21 protein-coding genes and 1 tRNA gene are annotated in these 21,046 nt (G+C 71.8%); 14 read left to right on the plus strand and 8 right to left on the minus strand.

What is annotated here, in order from left to right; all coding sequences use genetic code 11:
• Positions 1-20 precede the first annotated feature (20 nt).
• Entirely contained in the window at positions 21-1,166 is a 1,146-nt protein-coding gene (locus PYR91_RS16665; protein WP_279780730.1) for an acetyl-CoA C-acetyltransferase, read from the plus strand.
• 118 nt (positions 1,167-1,284) lie between these two features.
• Here PYR91_RS16665 and PYR91_RS16670 read toward each other — a convergent pair whose 3' ends face one another.
• From PYR91_RS16670 to PYR91_RS16690, 5 genes are all read right to left on the minus strand, one after another.
• On the minus strand, positions 1,285-1,461 hold the full coding sequence (locus tag PYR91_RS16670; protein WP_279780731.1) for a hypothetical protein: 177 nt from the start codon (positions 1,459-1,461) through the stop codon (positions 1,285-1,287).
• A gap of 196 nt (positions 1,462-1,657) precedes the next feature.
• Entirely contained in the window at positions 1,658-3,031 is a 1,374-nt protein-coding gene (locus tag PYR91_RS16675; RefSeq protein WP_279780732.1) for a HAMP domain-containing sensor histidine kinase, read from the minus strand.
• A complete protein-coding gene (locus PYR91_RS16680) occupies positions 3,021-3,740 on the minus strand; it encodes a response regulator transcription factor (protein WP_279780733.1) in 720 nt (239 codons plus the stop codon). The genes PYR91_RS16675 and PYR91_RS16680 overlap by 11 nt, the downstream gene beginning before the upstream one ends.
• A 16-nt stretch (positions 3,741-3,756) precedes the next feature.
• A complete protein-coding gene (locus tag PYR91_RS16685; protein ID WP_279780734.1) occupies positions 3,757-4,284 on the minus strand; it encodes a hypothetical protein in 528 nt (175 codons plus the stop codon).
• 109 nt (positions 4,285-4,393) lie between these two features.
• Positions 4,394-5,107 (minus strand): class I SAM-dependent methyltransferase, encoded by a 714-nt coding sequence (locus tag PYR91_RS16690; RefSeq protein ID WP_279780736.1) that lies wholly within the window; start codon positions 5,105-5,107, stop codon positions 4,394-4,396.
• Positions 5,108-5,449: 342 nt separating this feature from the next.
• Between PYR91_RS16690 and PYR91_RS16695 the strand changes: the two genes are divergently transcribed.
• Positions 5,450-5,932: an RNA polymerase sigma factor gene (locus PYR91_RS16695; RefSeq protein ID WP_279780737.1), complete on the plus strand. Its 483-nt coding sequence runs from the start codon at positions 5,450-5,452 to the stop codon at positions 5,930-5,932.
• Positions 5,919-6,662: a hypothetical protein gene (locus PYR91_RS16700; protein ID WP_279780738.1), complete on the plus strand. Its 744-nt coding sequence runs from the start codon at positions 5,919-5,921 to the stop codon at positions 6,660-6,662. Before PYR91_RS16695 ends, PYR91_RS16700 begins: the two co-directional genes overlap by 14 nt.
• A 778-nt stretch (positions 6,663-7,440) precedes the next feature.
• On the opposite strand, the gene PYR91_RS16705 is transcribed toward PYR91_RS16700, so the two are convergent.
• Positions 7,441-7,992, minus strand: a complete 552-nt coding sequence (locus tag PYR91_RS16705; RefSeq protein WP_279780739.1) for a hypothetical protein — start codon at positions 7,990-7,992, stop codon at positions 7,441-7,443.
• A gap of 328 nt (positions 7,993-8,320) precedes the next feature.
• Between PYR91_RS16705 and PYR91_RS16710 the strand changes: the two genes are divergently transcribed.
• The gene (locus PYR91_RS16710) at positions 8,321-10,018 is read left to right on the plus strand and encodes a sigma-70 family RNA polymerase sigma factor (protein WP_279780740.1); all 1,698 of its coding nucleotides are present in this window, start codon (positions 8,321-8,323) and stop codon (positions 10,016-10,018) included.
• Between the two features lie 30 nt (positions 10,019-10,048).
• Positions 10,049-11,710 carry a hypothetical protein gene (locus tag PYR91_RS16715; protein ID WP_279780741.1) on the plus strand — a complete coding sequence of 554 codons (1,662 nt, stop codon included), beginning with the start codon at positions 10,049-10,051 and terminating at the stop codon, positions 11,708-11,710.
• 283 nt (positions 11,711-11,993) lie between these two features.
• Here the strand turns inward: PYR91_RS16715 and PYR91_RS16720 are convergent, their stop codons facing one another.
• Positions 11,994-13,013, minus strand: a complete 1,020-nt coding sequence (locus PYR91_RS16720) for an adenosine deaminase (RefSeq protein WP_279780743.1) — start codon at positions 13,011-13,013, stop codon at positions 11,994-11,996.
• Positions 13,014-13,131: 118 nt separating this feature from the next.
• Here PYR91_RS16720 and PYR91_RS16725 point away from each other — a divergent pair, with 118 nt between their 5' ends.
• Both PYR91_RS16725 and PYR91_RS16730 read left to right on the plus strand, forming a co-directional pair.
• A complete protein-coding gene (locus tag PYR91_RS16725; RefSeq protein ID WP_279780744.1) occupies positions 13,132-13,632 on the plus strand; it encodes a SigE family RNA polymerase sigma factor in 501 nt (166 codons plus the stop codon).
• Complete coding sequence (locus PYR91_RS16730) at positions 13,629-14,525, plus strand: hypothetical protein (protein ID WP_279780745.1); 897 nt, start codon at positions 13,629-13,631, stop codon at positions 14,523-14,525. Before PYR91_RS16725 ends, PYR91_RS16730 begins: the two co-directional genes overlap by 4 nt.
• 127 nt (positions 14,526-14,652) lie before the next feature.
• Here PYR91_RS16730 and PYR91_RS16735 read toward each other — a convergent pair whose 3' ends face one another.
• A complete protein-coding gene (locus tag PYR91_RS16735) occupies positions 14,653-15,858 on the minus strand; it encodes a pyridoxal phosphate-dependent aminotransferase (protein WP_279780746.1) in 1,206 nt (401 codons plus the stop codon).
• A 185-nt stretch (positions 15,859-16,043) separates the two neighbouring features.
• On the opposite strand from PYR91_RS16735, the gene PYR91_RS16740 reads away from it, so the two are divergent.
• The 7 genes from PYR91_RS16740 (at position 16,044) to rplJ (ending at position 20,993) form a co-directional block, all read left to right on the plus strand.
• Positions 16,044-16,116: transfer RNA gene (locus PYR91_RS16740), tRNA-Trp, on the plus strand.
• Positions 16,117-16,190: 74 nt separating this feature from the next.
• The gene (secE, locus tag PYR91_RS16745) at positions 16,191-16,442 is read left to right on the plus strand and encodes a preprotein translocase subunit SecE (RefSeq protein WP_279780747.1); all 252 of its coding nucleotides are present in this window, start codon (positions 16,191-16,193) and stop codon (positions 16,440-16,442) included.
• A gap of 74 nt (positions 16,443-16,516) precedes the next feature.
• Entirely contained in the window at positions 16,517-17,452 is a 936-nt protein-coding gene (gene nusG / locus PYR91_RS16750) for a transcription termination/antitermination protein NusG (protein WP_347943182.1), read from the plus strand.
• 184 nt (positions 17,453-17,636) lie between these two features.
• Complete coding sequence (gene rplK, locus PYR91_RS16755) at positions 17,637-18,068, plus strand: 50S ribosomal protein L11 (protein ID WP_279780748.1); 432 nt, start codon at positions 17,637-17,639, stop codon at positions 18,066-18,068.
• Between the two features lie 65 nt (positions 18,069-18,133).
• Positions 18,134-18,853, plus strand: coding sequence for a 50S ribosomal protein L1 (rplA, locus tag PYR91_RS16760; RefSeq protein ID WP_279780750.1), 720 nt, complete (start codon positions 18,134-18,136; stop codon positions 18,851-18,853).
• A gap of 291 nt (positions 18,854-19,144) precedes the next feature.
• Complete coding sequence (locus PYR91_RS16765; RefSeq protein ID WP_279780751.1) at positions 19,145-20,023, plus strand: LppX_LprAFG lipoprotein; 879 nt, start codon at positions 19,145-19,147, stop codon at positions 20,021-20,023.
• Between the two features lie 385 nt (positions 20,024-20,408).
• On the plus strand, positions 20,409-20,993 hold the full coding sequence (rplJ, locus tag PYR91_RS16770; protein ID WP_279780752.1) for a 50S ribosomal protein L10: 585 nt from the start codon (positions 20,409-20,411) through the stop codon (positions 20,991-20,993).
• Positions 20,994-21,046: the final 53 nt, after the last annotated feature.

The following is a 21,046-nucleotide window of genomic DNA, read 5'->3' on the forward strand; positions in this document are numbered from 1 at the left end:
GACGGGACCCAGGAGGCACTGTGGCAGAGGCTTACATCGTCGGCGCGGTCCGTACCCCGGTCGGCAAGAAGAAGGGCGGCCTGTCCACCGTCCACCCGGTCGACCTGGCGGCCCACCCGCTGAAGGCGCTGGTCGAGCGCACGGGCGTGGACCCCTCGGCCGTCGAGGACGTGATCATGGGCTGCGTCATGCAGTTCGGCCCGCAGAGCCTGGACATCGCCCGCAACGCCTGGCTCTCGGCGGGGCTGCCGGAGAGCGTCGCGGGCGTCACCATCGACCGCCAGTGCGGCTCCTCGCAGCAGTCGATCCACTTCGCCGCCCAGGGCGTCATGTCCGGCACCCAGGACCTGGTGGTGGCGGCGGGCGTCGAGTCGATGAGCATCGTCCCCATCGGGTCGAGCGTCAGCGCCGCGCTGGAGAAGGGCATGCCCTTCCCGTTCGGCGAGGGCTGGGTCGAGCGGTACGGCAAGCAGGAGATCTCCCAGTTCCGCGGCGCCGAGCTGATGTGCGAGAAGTGGGGCCTCAAGCGCGACGACCTGGAGCGGTACGCCTACGAGAGCCACCAGCGCGCCGCCAAGGCGATCGCCAACGGCCACTTCAAGGAGCAGATCGCCCCGCTGAACGGCGTCGAGGACGACGAGGGCCCCCGGCCGGACACGACGCTGGAGAAGATGGCCGGGCTCAAGACGCTGCGCGACGGCGGCGCGATCACCGCGGCCACCTCCTCGCAGATCTCCGACGGCGCGGGCGCGGTGCTCATCGCCTCGGAGCAGGCGGTCAGGGACCACGGCCTGACGCCGCGCGCCCGCATCGTCACGCTCGCGCTGACCGGCGACGACCCCGTCTACATGCTCACCGCGCCGATCCCGGCCACGCGGCGCGCGCTCGACAGGGCCGGGCTGTCGATCGACGACATCGACGTCACCGAGATCAACGAGGCGTTCGCCCCCGTGCCGCTCGCGTGGCTGCACGACATCGGCGCCGACCCGGCGAAGACCAACCCCAACGGCGGCGCCATCGCGCTCGGCCACCCGCTCGGCGGCACCGGCGCCATCCTCATGACCAAGCTCCTGCACGAGCTGGAGCGCACCGGCGGCCGTTACGGCCTCCAGACGATGTGCGAGGGCGGCGGCCAGGCCAACGTCACCATCATCGAGCGCCTCTGACCCCTCGCGGTCACCCGGGCCCGCGCAGGGGCCGGGGAACGTCATGGGCGCCGAAACGGCGGTGTCCCGCCCTCCACACACTCCGGAGGGCGGGACACCGCCGTTCTGTCACAGGCTCTCAGCGGCCCTTGGGCAGGCGCCGGGGGGCCGTGATGCGCCGTACGGGCGCCTGGGGCATCGGGATGCGGCGCGGGGCCGGCGGCATGGCCGGACGCAGGCCGGGGCGCTGGGTGGACGGTTCGGTGGTGGACGGATTCTTCGCGGCCTTGCCGCTGGTGGAAGTGCGAGCACGCATACAGGTCTCCTCACAGGTGACGACGCGGCAGCGAACTCATGCCGGTCGGAGCCTCAGCCACCGCGTCTGAACGGACGGGATCGACGAGCCGAAGCGAACGGGGGACCGGCCGGCGAAGGGCCGATCACACGCCGTCAGTAAGGAAAGATGCGCATGCCCCGAAGCTACGGCGCCGGGGCGTGCCCGCACAACTGATTTACCGCGCCAGGGCCGCCCGCTCCGGCACGGGGGTGTGCTGGGGCAGCTCGACCAGGACGGTCGTGCCCCGGCCCGGCAGCGAGCGCAGGGTGGCGTGGCCGCCGTGCGCGGTGGCGATGGCCTGGACGATCGCCAGCCCCAGGCCGCTGCCGTCGCCGGGGGAGGCGTGGTGGAACCGGTCGAAGGCGAGCGCCGCGTTCTCCGGCGACATGCCCGGCCCGTCGTCGCTCACCTCCAGCACGGCCGGCGGGCCCAGCCGCACCCGCACCGACGTGCCCGGCGGGGTGTGCGCGCGGACGTTGGCCAGCAGGTTGACCAGCACCTGGCGGACGCGCGCCTCGTCCACGACGGCCATCAGCTTGGGCGGCGCGTCCAGGAACACCGGGTGGTCGGGGGTCAGCGAGGCGAAGTCCTCGACGACCTCCCTGGCCAGCACCGTCAGGTCGGCGGGCGCGACGGCGAGCGGCGCCCCCTTGTCGAGGCGGGCCAGCTCCAGCAGCTCCGACACCAGCCTCGCCATGCGCGCCGCCTCGTCCTCGATGCGGCGCATCACCTGGGGCACCTCGGTGTCCGGGATCGCCCCCTGGCGGTACAGCTCGGCGTACCCGTGGATGGTCGTCAGCGGGTTGCGCAGCTCGTGTGAGGCGTCGGCCGCGAACCGGCGCACCCGCTCCTCCGACGCCCAGCGCGCGGCGAAGGCGTACTGGATGCGGGTCAGCATGACGTTGACGGCCGCCCCCAGGCGCCCGGCCTCGGACTTGCCCTCGGGCATGCGGGCCGAAAGGTCGCCGCCCTCGGCCACGAGCTGCGCCGTGCTCGCCATGCGCGACAGCGGCGCCAGGCCCTTGCCGATCAGCGAGCGGCCGAGCAGTGCGAGCAGCCCTATCAGCAGCAGGCCGGTGAACACCTCGGTCGCCACCAGGTTGCGGACGGCGGAGGTGACCTCGTCGAGCGGCACCGCGACGACGACGATGCGGTCGCCGTTCTCCATGCGCGCCGCCGCGCCCCGCAGGCGGTCGCTGAGCTGGAAGGGCACGCCGCTGTCGGCCAGCCGCCCGAGCGCGGAGCCGCCCATCCGCTCCAGCGTCTCCGGCAGCCCGCCGGCCTCGGCGTCGTCGCCCGCCACCAGCCGCCCGCGCCCCGACGTGAGGTTCAGGATCGCCACCGCGTACGTGGGGCTGACGTTGACCAGCGCGATGCCGGACGCGCGCACCAGGCGCGCGGCCGAGGCCTTGGCGGCGGTGGTGAGGGTGGCGTCGGTGCGGTCGAGCATGTGGCCGCGCAGCACCAGCACGCTCACCACCGACAACGCGGCCAGGCCGACGGCCGTGACCGACAGCAGACCGGTGAGGAGGCGGCCCCTAAGCGTCATGAGCGGGCCGTAGCGCATACCCCACTCCCCGCTGGGTGTGGATCAGCGGAGGCCCCAGGGGGTCGAGCTTGCGTCGCAGATAGGAGATGTAGGTCTCGACGACCTGGGACTGGGTGCCGAAGCCCCAGACGTGCTCCAGGAGCTGAGCCTTGGTGAGCACCTGGCCGGGGTGGCGCATGAGGAAGGCCAGCAGCCGGAACTCGGTGGGCGACAGGTCGACCGGCGTGCCGCCCCGCCGCACCTCCCACCGGGACTCGTCCAGCTCCAGATCGGCCACCGAAAGCAGGGCCGGCTCGGCGTCGCCGTGCTGCCCCGCGCCGCCGCGCCCGCCGCCGCGTCGCAGCACGGCCCGGGCGCGGGCGACCAGGGCCTCGACCGAGAACGGCTTGGTGACGTAGTCGTCACCGCCCAGGGTGAGCCCGTGCACGGTGTCGGCCGGGGCGTCGCGCGCCGTGAGGAAGATGACGGGGACGTCGTCCCCCCGGGCGCGCAGCCGCCGGCACAGCTCGAAACCGTCGAGGTCGGGCAGCATGACGTCCAGCACGAGCAGGTCGGGCGAGGCCGAGGCCGCCAGCTCCAGGGCCTCGTACCCGCGCGCCGCGCTGACCACCTCGAAGCCGTGGAAGCGCAGCGCCACCCCCACCAGGTCGCGGATGTTGCGCTCGTCGTCGACGACGAGGACCCGCGGGGCGTTCGTCTGGTCGCTCATGCGTGGATGATCACTCCTAGGCGCGCTTGGGGACGACCACCGACGCCGCCGTGCGGGCGTCGCCTGACGGCTTGCCCAGGACGAACACGTCGTCTCCCGCGGCCACCGCCGAGGCGGCGGCCTTCTCGCCATTCTTCCTGAGTCTGGTGTCGCCGTTGACCGTCCACGTCCAGCTCACGCCGTCGGCGCTCTTGACGGTGACCGAGCCGCCGGAGACGGCGGTGACGTCGCCGCGCTGCCAGGCCCAGGTGGCGAACTCCCCTTCGCGCGCCTTGACCGTCGCCTCGCCGTGCACGCCGATCAGGGCCCGGCGGACGGCCAGGCGCAGCCGGTCGTGCCGCGCCTTGCGTTCCTTGGTGGGGGTGGCGGACGGGGTCTCGGTGGCCAGCGCCACGGCCTCGTCGGCCGCGGAGTCGGCGGCCAGCAGCTCGTAGCCGGCGGCGGGGTCGTCGCCGAGGCGTGCCATCGCGGCGCCGCCGACGGCGCCGACGGTGAGGGCGCCTGCGACGGCACCCGCGGCGAGTGCTCTGGATACGTTTCTCATGCTCCCAGATCACCGCGCCCGGCTAGGAGAAGTGACAGGAAAGCCTGTGATATCCCGAAGAACCCGGCCCGCCGGGTAGCCGGGCCGGGAGCGCGGTGATCGGGAACGGTCAGCCGGGGACGCGGGCGACGCAGAACACCGTCTGGCCGAACGGCGGGCGCACGAAACGCTCGATGAAGCGGGTGGTGGGCACGACGGTGCGGTCGTAGATCTTGACGAGGCGGGGGTCGGGGTAGCCGACGCCGCCGCGGCGCACGGCCGCCCACCACGCGATGCCGCCGAGGAAGTTGATCGGCTTCAGCGTCTCGGCCGTCAGCCCGGCCTCGGCCACCGTCTTGCCCAGCGTGGCCGGGGTGTAGCGGGTGACGTGCCCGACCTTGCGGTCGAAGTCGCCGTAGAGCTGCATGTAGCCGGGGACCCAGATGACGATGCGGCCGCCCGGCTTGGTCACCCTGGCCAGGGAGCGCAGCGCCTCGACGTCCTGCTCGATGTGCTCAAGGACGTTCATCAGGACGACGGTCTCGACCGGCTCGGCCAGCGGGATGTCGGTGGGCAGCCCGAACTGGAGCACCTGGATGTCGTCGCGGCCGGCGAAGCGCTTCTCGAGCTGCTCGACGCAGTAGGGGTCGAAGTCGCTCACCACGAGCCGGTCGAGGCGGGGGAGGAACTGCTCGGCGAAGTGGCCGAGGCCGGAGCCGATCTCCAGCATGGACCGGCCGACGTGCGGGGCGACCATGTCGAACTCGTACTGCCGGTAGTTCTTGGCCTCGTCGCCACCGAGGTGGTTCTCCAGGGCCTCGTCACCGGCCGCAGGTTGAACCACGCGGTCATACCCAGACATGCGTCCCCGCTCGCTCGGAACCAACGACCCTGCCAGGGCCGCGACAACGGAAAATCCATGGTTCCGCTGGACCGCGGCCACGGGGAAACGAGTCTAGCCGTCCCCGTCGGCGAGGATCTCCTCTTCCCGGTCAGCCACCGGGGAAACGCCGACGATCAACCTGGCGACGCCCTTTACGCGCTGACCGTGCTGTAAGTAGCTTTTGTCGCTGACGGATCGTCGAGGAGTCCTGCCCCGGGAAGCCCTCGCCCCATCCGAGGAGCTCTCACGGACGACGACGAGGCGATCGCACGGTCACTGGCCGGCGATCTGGCCGCCTACGAAGTGCTGGTCACGCGCTACAGCGCCGTGGCCCACCGTACGGCCGCCCTGCTCGGCGCCGGGGACGAGGCCGAGGACGTCGTCCAGGAGGCGTTCGTCAAGGCGTTCCGCCACCTGAAGGGCTTCCGGCGCGAGGCCGCGTTCCGCCCGTGGCTGCTGCGCATCGTCGCCAACGAGACCCATACGCTCACCCGCGCCCGGGGCCGGCGCGCCGACCTGGTGACGAAGGCCGGCGCCCAGCCCGAGACCCGCGTCCCCGACGACCCCGAGGGCGTCGCCATCACCACCGACCGCCGCACCCGGCTGCTCCAGGCGGTGCAGGGACTCCCGGAACGGGAACGTGAGGCGGTGGTCTGCCGGTACTTCCTACAGCTGTCCGAAGCCGAGACGGCCGAGGTGCTGGGCTGGCCGCTCGGCACGGTCAAGTCCCGCACGTTCCGCGGCCTGGCCCGACTGCGGGAGGAGGTGGACCGTGATCTCGCCTGAGGACGACGGCCTGGAGGCCGAGCTACGCGCTCTCGGCCTGTCCCTGGACGTCCCCACCCCGCCCCCCGCGGACGTGGCCGCCTCCGTACGCGCCCGCCTCGAAGGCTCCCTCCCCCACGACGCGCCCGCGCCGGTGCGCCGGGCGCGCCGCCGGGTGCGGCGGTGGGTGGCCACCGGGGTCGCGGTGCTGGTGGCCGTCCTGCTCGGGGTGACCCCGCAGGGGCAGGCGGCCGTGCAGCGTGTCCTGCGGTTCGCGGGCGTCGAGCTGCGCATCGGCGACCCCGCGCCCGTGCCCAGCGGCGTCCCGAGCCCGCTGCCCGGGGAGCGGCGCGTCAGCCTGCGTGAGGCCCGCGAGGCCGTCGCCTTCCCCGTCCTCGTCCCCGCCGAGCTGGGCGAGCCCCGCGACGTGCGGGTGAGCGACGGGGGCCGTGTCGTCTCCCTGTACTGGCCCGGAGCCCGCCTGGACGCCTACGACGGCACGCTCTCCGTCGTCTGGCGCAAGGAGCTGGGCCCGCCCTGGCCTGACGACGTCACCGTGTCGGGCGAGCCGGGCACCTGGATCCCCGGCAGGCACAGCCTGACCTACATCCCCCGCCAGGGCTCCGGCACCCGCACCTACGACCGCCTGGCCGCCCCCACCCTCATCTGGCAGGTGGACGCCATCGGCTACCGCCTCGAAGGCCCCAAGACCTTCGAGCAGGCAAGACGCATAGCGGCATCCCTACGCTGACGCCCGAACAGCCGTCGGTCACCCTATGTCAACGTGGCCGTGCGATTTGTAATGAATCCTCCGCCGCCCCCGAGTCGTGCCTTCGACGCAGCCTTGTTCAGCGCGACCCTCGCGCGGCCCGCCCCGCACCGTGGCGCGAGCGATCGCGTTCAACCGCCGAAGAAGGCCCTCGGCGAGAGCACGCCGACGAGTGCGGGGCGGCGCCCGGTCTCCGGCCGCCGCCGGTTTCGACCCGGAGTGGCTGGCCGGGGTGCCCACGGCCCGCTCATCGGGGTTGCGCGCCGTACCACGGCGCCGGCTTGGCCGTACCGCTTCTCACCGACGCGGCGCCGAGTTGAGCACCACACAGGCGAAGGGATGGCCACCCCGCGTGATCTTGGTGACCCGCGTGACCCGCGTGACCCGGCGACCGAGGTGGTCTGGTGATCGACGTGGCTTGCTGACCGGCAGCATCCCTCTGGCCGGCCGGGCCTGGTCTGGTGACCGACGTGGCCCCGTGACCTCGGGAAGGCACTCACCCCCAAGACGACGCCCGGTCGGCCAGACCATGCCGGCGCAGGCGGTGTCCGCGCGATGGTGGGTTGAGGGCCGATGAGGGTCGCCCTGCAGAGGGCGTGCCGAAGGCGCCAATTCGGGGGCGGCGGGTCACATGCGTCAGGGGCACGGGTACTTCGCCCCGGGGGTGTGTCACATCCGGCGCCGGTGCGGCGGGGCCTGGTACGGCGAAGTCGGCGCCGCCCTGCGGCGGTCGGCCACAGGGCTTGGCGGCTGCCGCTGGTCAGCTGCCCGGGGGTGGGGGCGGGAGGTCGGGGCCTCCCGGGGGGTCGGTGGAAGGGGGTGTGGTGGGGCGGGACGAGCTGGGGGGCGGCGGGGGAGCGGTGGGGCCGGTGCGGGCGGTGGGCGACTTCTTGGGTTTGGGGGTTCTCACCGGCTTCGGGGGGGTGGAGGGGGAGCGGGGGGCCGTGCGCGGGGGCGGCGGGACGGCCGTCCGGGGCGGCGGGGTGGCCTTCGGGGGGCGGGACGGCTTGCGGGTGGCCGCCGGAGGGGGCGGAGGCGAGTCCACGCCCGTAGGGGCGGCCTTGGCGGAGTTCACCGGGGTGGGGCCGGCGGAGGAGTCGCCGGAGTCCTCGGAGGAGTCGCCCAGGGCTCCGGGGGAGGACTTGGCGCCCTGACCGGTGGAGACGCCGGCCGCCGGGGGCGCGTCCTCGGAGGAGGGCCAGGCGAACCAGATGCCGGTTCCGGCCGCCACCAGCAGGGTCAGACCGACGATGATCGCGCCGAACCGTTCGCCGAAGATCCGGCGCCACGCGGGCCCGTCGTCATCGTCCATCTCGGTGGATCCCTCCCAAGTTCGCCAACGGTCCTCCTTGGGACCGGTTCCGGTGAAATCCTGCGTATACGGCGGGCGACGCCGAGGCGAAGTTGGCTCGTCCCAGTTCTCAGGCACTGCTCAGGCTCCGAAGGGCGGGATAGATCGTCGGCAACATCCTGCGCTTCGTGGTGACAAGCCGCTACATGCGTATTCATCTGGGGGCAAACACCACAAGGCAGTCAAGAGAGTATAGAAGTTTGTTATGTAATGAAAGTGATATGAGACGACTGCCCTTCCTCCCGTATATTTCTGACTGCTTTGTCTACGCGATTTATCATCGGCGACTATGTCAGGAGAGCTGAGCCCTGTGCTGAGGAGGGATGATCCCGCTGCGTTAGAGCGCCTGTGCCGCGAGTACGGAGACCATCTCTACGACTACTGCCGTTCCCTGCTGGACGACGAGGACGCCCTGGCGGCGGCCGTCGGAGCCCTGTACGGAGCCGTAGCCCACACCGACCGGCTCTATGACGCCACCCGCCTGCGCGCCTGGCTCTACTCCCTGGCCCGTGCCGAGTGCCAGGCCCGCCTGGCCGGCGTCGCGCACACCGGCTCGTACGCGCGGCAGGGCCGCGGCGGCTCCCCCGAGCTCGCCGTCGAGGTGCTCGCCTGCCTGGATCCGCGCGAGCGCGAGATCCTCGACCTGACCTTCCGGCACGGCCTGAAGTCCGACGAGGTCGCCAGGGTGCTCGACATCTCGGTGGACACCGTCGAGGCATCCGCCCGGGCGGGCAGGCTGCACGCCGAGCAGTGGCTGGCCGCGGTGATGGACGCCCGGGGCGCGACGCCGCGCTGCTCGGTGCTGCCGGGGCTGGTGAAGTCGTGGGCCGAGTCGCCGACGCGGCTGCTGCGCGCCCACATCAGCCGGCACGTGCGCTCCTGCGAGGCATGCAAGGGCGCGTCCACCGGTGTGAGCATCACGGCGCTGATGACGCGCATGCCGATCCTGGCCAGCCACGCCCCCGCGCAGCGGCTGTCGGCCGGGGCCGAGGAGTCGTTCACCGCCGCCGAGGTCCGCACCGAGAGCTGGCACCCCGACGGCTTCCCCGTGCAGCCGGACGTCCTTGAGGACCCGCCCCCGCCCCAGGCCGCGCTGACGGTCGAGGAGGGGTTCACCCCCGAGCGCGCCGAGGGGGTCAAGCCGCCCCCGGAGTTCTGGGAGCCCGACCCCGAGGCCGACGACCCCGAGAGCCGCATCCGCTGGGGGCGGGTGGGCCTGGTCACGCTGGTGTCCGTCGTCGCGGTCGCCGTGCTGTGGTCCCTGGTGTTCGCGCCCACCGCTCCGCCGCCGGTCGACGTCGAGGCCGCCGGCGACACGGTCGTGGTGACGCCGGGCGAGTCGCTGCCGCCGATGGTCGACTCGCCGCCCCCGCCGCCCGTCGGCACGACCGGTCCCGTCGGGGCGCCGAGCCCCACCGCCGCCGGTTCGACCGTGGGGGTCGCCCGGCCGACCGGCTCGGTGCCGATGGTGCCGCCGCCGACCACGCGCTCCAGCCCTTCCAGCTCGCCCAAGGCGCGGCGCAGCAGCGACCCGCCCGAGAACAACGGGCCGGACAACCCGCCGCCGCCCCCCAAGACGTCCGCGCCGAAGACGTCCGAGAAGTCGACCCCGAAGCAGACCTCGCAGCCGCAGACCAAGCAGTCGAGCACGCCGCCGCCCCCGCCGCCCCCGCCTCCTCCTCCGCCGTCCCTGGCCGCGTCGTCCAGTTCGGTCAACGTCGGGACGAACCGCGAGGGGCAGATCACCGTGCGTTCCCAGAACGGCTCGATCTCCTGGCAGGCGGCGGGCACCAACCTCATCACCTCGCCGGGCACCGGCAGCGTCGGAGCCGGCCAGAGCTCGACGATCACGTTCACCATGCGTGACTCCGGTGGCAATTGCGGAACGGACAAACAGGCCAATTTGTCTATTTCGTGGAATGGCGACAACAAGGGGACGAAAGGTTCCGGCACCATTCGCGTCACCATCAGCTACAAGCCCTGCTAGCACCCCCTGTTACCTGAGGAGAGACCGCGTATGCCCCAACTTCGCAAACGCGAGTGGATCATCGCGCTGATCGCGGTACTGGTCACGGTGCCGATCGCGGTGGGCATCGCCATTCCGACCGGCATGGCCCTGGCCGATCCGGTGCCCGCGTCGAACAGCGAGTGCGACGACATCCTCGGCAGCGGGACGCCGGAGTTCATGTACTGCTCCTGGATGGCCGAGACGCCCAGGGACGCCCTGGACATCGTCCGCTTCTGGGCGCGCGACGACGGCGCGAAGCTCAAGGAGGGCGTGCCCTACCCGGGGCCGGTGCTCTTCTGCTCCGACAAGACCAACAAGGGTCCCGGCATGCAGGACTGCGCCGACAAGGACCAGATCCTGTGCAAGTACGACCACGACGCCGGCAAGTACGCCTGCAAGGACACCGAGGGCAAGCCGGTGAACCCGCCCGCCAAGGCGTGCCAGGGCGGCGAGTTCGACTGCACCAACGGCACGGGGGGCACCGGGGCCTCGACGGCCCCGACGACCGACCCGGCCAAGGCCACCGGCGCGCCCGTGGACGAACAGGCGTCCCGGGAGCAGGCCGAACCCAGCGGCGGGCCGCTGGACGCCTCCGAGGCGCCGGCGCCGCTCGCCGAGGAGTCGGCGCCGCCCGCCGGCACCGACGAGCTCGCCGAGCCGGAGGCCGGCCCGAGCGGGGACGCCCCCCGCGCGGACGACCCGGCGCCGGACGCCTCCCAGGCGCCCGACGGCCGCACGGCCGAGCCCGAGGCCTCCACCGTTCCCGAGGCGGCTCCCTCGGCGTCCCGCCGCTCGCTCGCCCCGCCGAACGACGCCACCGGCAAGGCAGCCGCGGCGGCGGTGAAGCTCGGCATGCGCGTCTGGATCGAGAGCGAGCTGGCCCCGGCGTGGACGGCCGGCAAGGAGCAGTTCGACGCCGCCGTCGCCTCGCTGGCGGCCCAGGCGGCCCGGCCCGGCGTCGTCGGCGTGAAGTTCGCCCAGGACCTCGGTTACTGGGGCTTCAAGTCGGCCGCCGACGTGCGGGAGTTCGTCACCAGCGCCTCCGCCGCGCTGCGTGAGGCCATGCCCGCCGGCAAGGACCTCGCGGTCGACGTCGTCGTGCCCGAGCTGGGCTGCGGGCAGTCCGAGCCCTGCCAGGCCGCGCTGCGCACCAAGTACCCGCTGATCTCGCGGGCCAACGTCGAGAAGTACGTCCTCACCGGCGACGTCGACCACGTCAACGTCTCCAGCGGCCTGTTCGCCAGCGAGTACGCCAAGTGGAAGATCACCCCCGACAAGGCGCTGCGCAACCAGTGGATCGCCGTGCGGGCCCGCGGCTGGGACACCCGCGTCCACATCGGCGCCCGTGAGGTCGGCCTCTCCCAGAGCGGCGCCACCAAGCTCACCGCCGCCCAGGCCGAGGCCGCCGCCAAGCTCCGCGTCGACCTGCCCCTGCAGGCCGGCGTCCAGACCGTCACCCTGTGGACCCACCGCCAGAGCTGGGACGGCGCCACCTGGCGCATCCTCGACCCCGGCCTGGCCCCCAACACCATGTGGAAGGCCCTCCAGGCCCGCAAGGGCCTCAACCGCCTGTCCGTCACCTTCGACGCCAGCGACCCCGAGCGCAGCATCACCCAAGACCTCAACAAGCTCTCCGAGGTCTTCAGCGAGATCTACATCCACAGCCAGTAGACAGATTCACCGCACAACCCGACGGCCGGCACCCACACGGGTCGCCGGCCGTCGGCCTGCCCGGCCGCCGGTTGCCGATGCCGTGACCCCGCGTCGACACGGCCTGCGGTACCTGCGTCGCCGTCTGCCGTCACTCCGGCCGCCGCCCTCGCGAACGGTGCCTTAGGCGCGCTTTCTGAAAGGGCGACCCTCGCCCCGACGCTCCCCCCATGGTGGCGCGGCGCCGGTGCGGTGGGGTGGTGGCGGCGCCCCTGTGCGGCGGACGGGGTGGGGGGTGGCGTGGTCAGGAGGGCTGGGTCAGCCAGTTGTCGACGGCTGACAGGAGTTCCTTGCGGTGGGCGTCGGGGGCGGCCGAGGCGCGGATGGACTGGCGGGCCAGCTCGGCCAGCTCGGGATCGGTGAAGCCGTAGACGTCGCGGGCCAGCTCGTACTGGGGGAGCAGGCGGGCGCCGAACAGCAGGGGGTCGTCGGCGCCAAGGGCTATGGGGACGCCCGCCTCGAACAGGCGTCGCACGGGGACCTCCTCGGCCGCGTGCGCGACGCCGAGGCCGACGTTGGACGTGGGGCAGACCTCGCAGGTGATCTCGCGGTCGGCCAGGCGGTCCATCAGGCGCGCCGACTCGGCCGCCCGGATGCCGTGGCCGACGCGGTCGGCGCCGAGGTCGTCCACGCACTCGGCGACGCTGGCGGCGCCCGACAGCTCGCCGCCGTGCGGCACCGCCAGCAGACCGGCCCGCTTGGCGATGCGGAAGGCGCCGTCGAAGTCGCGGGCCCGGCCGCGGCGCTCGTCGTTGGACAGCCCGAAGCCCACCACGCCGTCGCCGGTGTACTGCGTGGCCAGCCGGGCGAGGGTCTTGGCGTCGAGCGGGTGGCGGGTGCGGTTGGCCGCCACGACCACGCCGATGCCGATGCCGGCGGCCGCCGCCGCCCGCTCGGCCGCGTCGAGCACCAGCTCCAGAGTCGCGGTCAGGCCGCCGAAGCGCTGGGCGTACCCCGAGGGGTCCACCTGGATCTCCAGCCAGCGCGACCCCTCGGTGGCCTCGTCCTGCGCGGCCTCGCGCAGCAGCCGGTGGACGTCGTCCTCGCGGCGCAGCACCGAGCGCGCGATGTCGTACAGCCGCTGGAAGCGGAACCAGCCCCGCTCGTCGGTCGCCCGCAGTTTCGGCGGCCAGTCCTCCACCAGAGCGTCGGGAAGGTGGATGCCCTGCTCCCGCGCGAGCTCCAGAAGCGTCGAATGCCGCATGGACCCGGTGAAGTGCAGGTGGAGGTGCGCTTTGGGAAGCGTGTCGAGCGGGCGTGCCATCTCCATATCCTGCCGTACGACGGCCGGCGGCCGATCCGAGTCCCCCTCGCGACCCGCCGTTTCCGCACTCAACCTCCGGCGACCCCGGCGCGTTGGGGAGGGCGAAAGGGGGCCACGCATGACGGAAGAAGAGGAAACGGCCTTCGAGGAGTTCCTGGCCGCCCGGAGCACCGCCCTGCTGCGCACCGCGACCCTGGTGTGCGGCGCCTCCGCCCACGACGCCGAGGACCTGGTGCAGGGAGCCCTGGAGCGGGTCTACCGGCACTGGCCGAGGATCCGGCACGACAACCCGGAGGCGTACGCGCGCCGCACCGTCGTGAACGCGGCCATCTCCCGGTCCAGGCGGCGCAAGGTGATCAAGGAGATCACCTTCGCTCGGCCGCCCGACCGCGAGGCTCCGGCGGCCGACCTCGACCTGCGGGACGCGCTGCTCACCGAGCTGCGGCGCCTCCCGGCGCGGATGCGCGCGGTCGTCGTCCTGCGGTACTGGGAGGACCAGTCCGAGGCCGAGACCGCCGCCATGCTCGGCTGCTCGGTGGGAACGGTGAAGAGCCAGGCCGCGCGCGGGCTGGCGCGGATGCGGGCGCGGATCGGCGCCGTGAAGGGAATAACGGTATGAACGTCGAAGACGCCCTGAAGGAAGCCATGGCGGCACAGGTCGCCGACGTGCACGCGTCCCCGTCGCTGGGCCAGGCGGTGCGCCGCAGGCACCGCAGGCGCCTGGCCCGCCACCGCGCGGCGGGCGCCGCGGCGGTGACGGTGGTCGTCGCGGGGGCGATCCCCGCCTACGGCCTGCTGAACTCCGGCCCGGCCTCCACGGCGGGCTTCGGCGGATCGGGGATCGGCACCTCAGTGATCCCCACCACGCCGCCCGCCGGGCCGGACGCCAAGCCGATGCCCGGGCGGTCCGCCGACGGCGAGCCGCCGGCCACGCTGCCCTGGGACGCCGAGTCCGGGGCGCCGGAGGGAGCCGCCACGCCTCCGCCGGAGGGCTCCCCGGGCGACCCGACGCAGGCGCCCCCGGCGGGCGAGCCCGCCGTCGACCTGCCGCAGGAGCTCGGCGACCTCGGAGACGGGCGCACCTTCGCCGGGATCCACGTGGGATACCTGCCCGAAGGGCTCGTCTGGGGCGAGTGGTCGGGCAAGGACGGATTCGGCAAGTCGAGCGCCACGACCTCCTGGATGCGGCCCGGAGACGAGCCCGGCTCGTACATCGTCCAGATCATCGTCTTCGAGGGCGAGGCGGGGGAGCGGATGAAGGAGTCGCTGAAGGCCTACCGCGGCCACGAGGACGCCACGCCCGTCAAGGTGCGCGGCGCCCGCGGAGTGATCGCCAACCTGGGCGAGGGGTCTGAGGTGACCGCGGAGGGGACGCCCACGATCCTGTGGACGATCGGCGAGGACATCGTGGTGGAGGCCATGATGAGCCCGGCGACCAAGGAGGGCCTCGGGAGCGAGGCGACGGAGCGGGAGCTCAAGAAGATCGCGAACGGCGTGCGGCTCGCCCGCTGACCGGCTGACCGGCTGACCGGCTGACCGGACTGGCCGACCGGCGCACACGCGAAAGGCCGGCGGCCGTCCACGGGGCGGCCGCCGGCCTCACGGTCGGCTCAGCGGGCCTCGGCGGGCCTCGGCGGCCTCAGCGGGCCTCGGCGAGCAGCTTGGCGAGGCGGCTGACGCCCTCCACCAGGTCGTCGTCGCCCAGCGCGTACGACAGCCGGAAGTAGCCGGGCGTGCCGAACGCCTCGCCCGGCACCAGGGCGACCTCGGCCTCCTCAAGGATCACCTCGGCGAGCTCGGCGGAGGTGGACGGCCGCGCGCCGCGGATCTCCTTGCCCAGGAGCTCCTTGACCGACGGGTAGACGTAGAAGGCGCCGAACGGCTCCGGGCACACGACGCCCGGGATGTCGTTCAGCATGCGCACGATGGTCTGGCGGCGACGGTCGAACGCCTCGCGCATGCGCGCGACGGCCGACAGGTCGCCCGTCACCGCGGCGAGCGCCGCCGCCTGCGCGACGTTGGAGACGTTGGAGGTGGCGTGCGACTGCAGGTTGGTCGCGGCCTTCACGACGTCCTTCGGGCCGATCAGCCAGCCGACCCGCCAGCCGGTCATGGCGTACGTCTTGGCCACGCCGTTCAGCACGACCACGCGGTCGGCCAGCTCCGGCACGGCGGTGGCGATGCTGGAGAACTTCGCGTCGCCGTACACGAGGTGCTCGTAGATCTCGTCGGTGATCACCCACAGGCCGTGCTCGGCGGCCCAGCGGCCGATCGCCTCGACCTGCTCGGGGGAGTACACCGCGCCGGTCGGGTTGGACGGCGAGACGAACAGCAGGGCCTTGGTGCGCGCGGTGCGCGCCGCGTCGAGCAACTCGACCGAGGCGAGGTAGCCGGTGGTCTCGTCGGTGAGGACGTCGACCTGCACGCCGCCCGCGAGCTTGATCGCCTCGGGGTAGGTCGTCCAGTAGGGCGCGACGACCAGGACCTCGTCGCCGGGGTCGAGCAGCGTGGCGAACGCCTCGTACACCGCCTGCTTGCCGCCGTTGGTGACCAGCACCTGCGCGGCGTCCACCGCGTACCCCGAGTCGCGCAGCGTCTTCTCGGCGATGGCCTGCTTCAGCTCGGGAAGCCCGCCGGCGGGCGTGTACTTGTGGAACCGGGGGTTCCCGCACGCCTCGACGGCCGCCGCGACGATGTAGTCGGGCGTCGGGAAATCCGGCTCGCCGGCGCCGAATCCGATGACCGGCCGGCCGGCGGCCTTCATCGCCTTGGCCTTCGCGTCCACGGCGAGCGTGGCGGATTCGGAGATGGCGGCTATACGCGCTGAGATGCGAGGACGGGTCATGCCTTCCATGTTTCCAGACGCCCCGTGGTGCCGCCTCCGCATATCCCCGATCCGGGCATGCGCGTGCATGCGTGTCCGCTGGCCGGGTTGGTTCGACGTGAGGGGCATTCACCCGTACACTTCTGCAATCAGTGAGCGACGCGCTCCGGGCTGCTCGGGGTAAGGTGGTTCGTGGTTCACGGCAGAGGGCACTAGCGCAATTGGTAGCGCACCGGTCTCCAAAACCGGCGGTTGGGGGTTCGAGTCCCTCGTGCCCTGCGGAGTGCGGTCCGCGCACCGATGGCGTGTAAGCCGCCGATAGTTGCGTTGGAACGACGGATCGGGTGAGAACTGTGGCGATCGACACGCGCGGCGAGGCCGCGGACAGGCCGAGCAGGCCCTCTGGCGAGACCGTCAAGAAGCGTACCTCGCCCGCTCTTTTCTATCGGCAGGTCGTCGCCGAGCTTCGCAAGGTCATCTGGCCGACGCGCAAGGATCTGATCAACTACACCATTGTGGTCCTCGTCTTCGTCTTGCTCATGGTCGGGATCGTGTCCGGTATGGACTTCCTTCTCACGGAGGGTGTGCTGGCGGTCTTCGGCTGAGCCGGCGCCTGCGCGACGGCCGCCCCGAGGGGGCGGCGGAGGATCGCAACATCGACGAGAGAGAAAGAGTCACCGTGTCCGAGTCCCCACTGTCGGCTGGCGCATCCCGCGAGGAGTGGGAGGGCGGGCCGCACGAGGCGATGGAGATCACCGAGGAGTCCGGCGCGACCGCCGCCCCCGGTGACGCCGCCGAGCCCGGCGCCGGCGCCGAGCCCAGCGAGCCCGGTGAGGCGGCCGAGCAGATCGACGACCTGGAGAAGGCCGACGACGCCGAGCAGATCGACGACCTCGAGAAGGCCGACGAGGAAGACGACGCCGACGAGGGCGACGACGCCGAGTCCGGCGAGGTCGCCGAGTCGGGCGAGCCCGGCGCCGAGGCCCCGGCCGCTCTGGTGGACGAAGACGGCGACGTGCTTCCCGACGTCGACCCCGTCGAGGAGTTCAAGCGCACGATGCGCGGCATGCCGGGCGAGTGGTACGTCATCCACTCCTACGCCGGCTACGAGAACCGCGTGAAGTCCAACATCGAGACGCGCACCCAGTCGCTCAACATGGAGGACTACCTCTTCCAGGTCGAGGTGCCGACCCACACCGTCACCGAGATCAAGGGCGGCAAGCGCACCCCGGTGAAGGAGCGCGTCCTGCCCGGTTATGTCCTGGTGCGCATGGAGCTGACCGACGAGTCCTGGTCAGCGGTCCGCAACACGCCCGGCGTGACCGGCTTCGTCGGCCTGTCGAACCGCCCGAGCCCGCTCAGCATCGACGAGGTCGCCAAGCTGCTCGCGCCCGAGCCCACCGAGCAGGCCAAGACGCCCGCCAGCAAGGCCGCCGCGGCCACCGTCGACTTCGAGGTCGGCGAGTCGGTCACCGTCATGGACGGTCCGTTCGCCACGCTGCCCGCCACCGTCAGCGAGATCAGCGCCGAGTCCCAGAAGCTCAAGGTGCTCGTCTCGATCTTCGGTCGCGAGACGCCGGTCGAGCTGTCGTTCAACCAGGTCTCCAAGATCTGACACGAGGCCCGTGCCCGGCGGTCCGCGCGCGCGCCTACACTGATAAGTCGTCCCCGCGATCCTCGCGATGCCCGGCGAGTCGTGGGGTGAACCCCGGGACCGCGGCCCTCAAGGGCCGTCGCGTGCCCGGGGCGCTCTCACGCCCTGTGGGAGTTAACAGCAGTAAAGGACCCGGAGTAGAACTATGCCTCCTAAGAAGAAGATCGCGGCACTGGTCAAGGTCCAGCTTCCCGCCGGCCAGGCCACTCCCGCACCGCCCGTCGGCACCGCCCTCGGTCCGCACGGCGTCAACATCATGGACTTCGTCAAGCAGTACAACGCCGCGACGGAGGCTCAGCGGGGCAACATCATTCCCGTCGAGATCACCATCTTCGAAGACCGCAGCTTCACCTTCGTCACCAAGACGCCTCCGGCGCCTGAGCTGATCAAGAAGGCCGCCGGTCTCGACAAGGCGAGCGCCAACCCGCTCCGCGACAAGGTCGGCAAGCTCACCAAGGACCAGCTCCGCCAGATCGCCGAGACCAAGATGCCCGACCTCAACGCCAACGACATCGAGGCCGCCGAGAAGATCATCGCCGGCACCGCCCGGTCGATGGGCATCACGATCGCCGACTGACACACCAGCACCCCGTGGGAGGGCCGAGCGCGGCCCGCTACCACAAGCTCCATGAGGAGAGACAGATGAAGCGCAGCAAGACCTACCGCAAGGTCTCCGAGCAGATCGACGCGGAGAACCTCTACACCCCGGTCGAGGCCGCCCGGATCGCCAAGGGCAGCTCGGTCACCAAGTTCGACGCCACCGTCGAGGTGGCCCTGCGGCTGGGCGTCGACCCCCGCAAGGCCGACCAGATGGTCCGCGGCACCGTCAACCTCCCGCACGGCACCGGCAAGACCGCCCGGGTCCTGGTCTTCGCGACCGGCGACCGTGCCGAGGAGGCCCGCGCCGCGGGCGCCGACATCGTCGGCGCCGACGAGCTGATCGACGAGATCTCCAAGGGCAACCGCCTGAACGAGTTCGACGCCGTCGTGGCGACCCCCGACCTCATGGGCAAGGTCGGCCGCCTGGGCCGCGTGCTCGGCCCCCGTGGCCTCATGCCGAACCCCAAGACCGGCACGGTGACCCCGCAGGTCGCCAAGGCCGTGAACGAGATCAAGGGTGGAAAGATCGAGTTCCGCGTCGACCGGCACGCGAACCTCCACTTCATCATCGGCAAGGTGTCCTTCGGCGAGCGCCAGCTCCTGGAGAACTACGCCGCCGCCCTCGACGAGGTCGTCCGGCTCAAGCCGTCCGCGGCCAAGGGCCGTTACCTCAAGAAGGTGACGTTCTCCACGTCGATGGGCCCGGGCATCCCGGTCGACCCCAACGTCACCCGCGGCATCACCGCGGAGCTGGACGCCTGACATCGCGCCGCGCCGGCCTTCCACCCGTGGGGCGGAGGGCCGGCCGCCACGCGTGCCATGGGCTCGTCGGCACGTCACAAAACGCCTGAAAAGGGTCTTCGCCTTCTGTGGCGGAGGCCCTTTCCGCATTCTTCTGAGAAAGACGTCCGCGCAGGTGAGACGGCACTCGGTGGTGTCGTGCCCGAAGGATTTCCGCGTCATCTGCGAAACGGCCACCACACGGGGTAGAGCGGGCGCGTAGGGTCGAAGACAGTTTCCGGGGGATGAGAAGGGATACGAATGAAGCGTCGAATGACTCCCGCGATCGCGGCCGTGGGTTCGGCCATGCTCATCGCGATTTCCGCATGTGGCCAGACCGCCGAGCGCCCCGCCGAGTCGCTCGGCGCGGTTCAGCTCTCCGCCGCCGAGTCGCTGCAGCAGAGCGTCGAGAACACCCAGGAGGTCAACTCCTACACCGCGCAGATCGCGCTCGACTTCACCGACCCCAAGCAGGGGGCCGGCACGGTCAAGGGCACGATGGTCTACCACCAGAAGCCCCAGGTGGCCTCCGACATCACGCTCGACCAGATCAGCGCGGGCGGCCAGAACGTGCCCGGCGGCGTGCGCGTGATCCTGCTCGGCAAGACGGCCTACGTGAAGGTCGAGATGCTCAGCAAGCTGATCGGCAACGGCAAGCCGTGGATCAAGCTCGACCTCGCCCAGATGGGCCAGAAGGCCGGCGTCAGCGTCGACCAGTTCCTCGCGCAGGCGCAGCAGGTCGACCTGCAGAGCAGCGTGAAGATGCTGACCACCTCCAAGGACGTCAAGTCCGTCGGCAGCGAGACGGTCGGCGGCGTGGAGACGACCCACTACAAGGGCACCTTCGCCGTCGCCGACGCCGTCAAGCAGCTCACCCCCGAGATGCAGCAGAAGCTGCAGGGTCAGCTCGCCAACGTCAAGGACATGAACTTCAACGCCTGGATCGACGCGCAGGGCCTGCCCCGCAAGGTCGAGATGGACGGCGCCGCGGCCGAGGGCACCTACAAGCTCACGACCCAGTTCACCTCCTTCAACGACGCCGCCGAGGTGACGGCCCCGGCCGCCGACCAGGTGGGCGAGCTGCCCGCCAACCTGGGCAACATGGACGGCACCGGCTCCGGCACGGGCACCTCGGGTACCACGGGCGGCTGATCCGGCCGTCCTGCGGGACACACACGAGGAGGGGCGCCCCGTGACCGTCGTCACGGGGCGCCCTCGCGCGTCCGGGCGCCGAGCCCCCCACGGCGCGCACGGCCCCCCGCACCCCGTCGCCGCGATTTGGTGCAGCGCCGCTAACGGCGTACAGTGGGGACAGCCAAAGACCGCCGGTCGCTGCTGAGCCATGTCTGGCTCGGTGGCCCAAGGTTCCACGATCGTGGACGGCCAGCGTAGGTGTGATGTGAGTTCCTCAAACCGGCCCTCGCGCCTCAGTGCGCGACGCCCGTTGTGAGAGAGCCCCGTGCGCCTGCGCCGGGGCTCGTTCGTTTTCCCTGGAAGGCCTGGGCCCGTCACCGGTGGCACATCTGGAAGGAGGCCCATGGCGAAAGCGGAAAAGGCGACCGCGGTCACTGAGCTCAAGGATCGTTTCGAGAGTTCGAACGCCGCCGTCCTGACCGAGTACCGCGGTCTCACCGTGGCGCAGCTCAAGGAGCTGCGTGTCTCACTCGGTGGGAATGCGAAGTTCGCCGTGGCGAAGAACACGCTCTCTAAGATCGCGGCCAATCAGGCCGGGGTCACCACCCTGGACGATCTGTTCCAGGGGCCGACCGCGATCGCGTTCGTCTCCGGCGACGTCGTCGAGGCGGCCAAGGGCCTGCGTGACTTCGCCAAGGCCAATCCCCTCCTGGTCATCAAGGGTGGTGTCGTCGACGGCAGGGCGATGAGCCCGGCCGAGATCACCACGCTGGCCGACCTCGAGTCGCGCGAGGTCCTGCTCGCGAAGCTCGCCGGCGCGATGAAGGCCAAGCAGTCGCAGGCCGCGGCGACGTTCAACGCGCTGCCCACCAACCTGGCTCGTCTCGTCGAGGCCCTGCGCGTCAAGCGCGAGGAGACCGGCGGCGCCCAGGCCGGCGGCGCGGAGACCGGCGGCGCCGAGGCCGTCAGCGACGAGGCCGGCGAGTAGACCCGGCCCACGGCCACAGCAGGGGGATTGCGGCGCTCACCGCGGTCTGTCAT

This window comes from Sphaerisporangium sp. TRM90804 (assembly GCF_029846175.1).
GTDB lineage: Bacteria > Actinomycetota > Actinomycetes > Streptosporangiales > Streptosporangiaceae > Sphaerisporangium.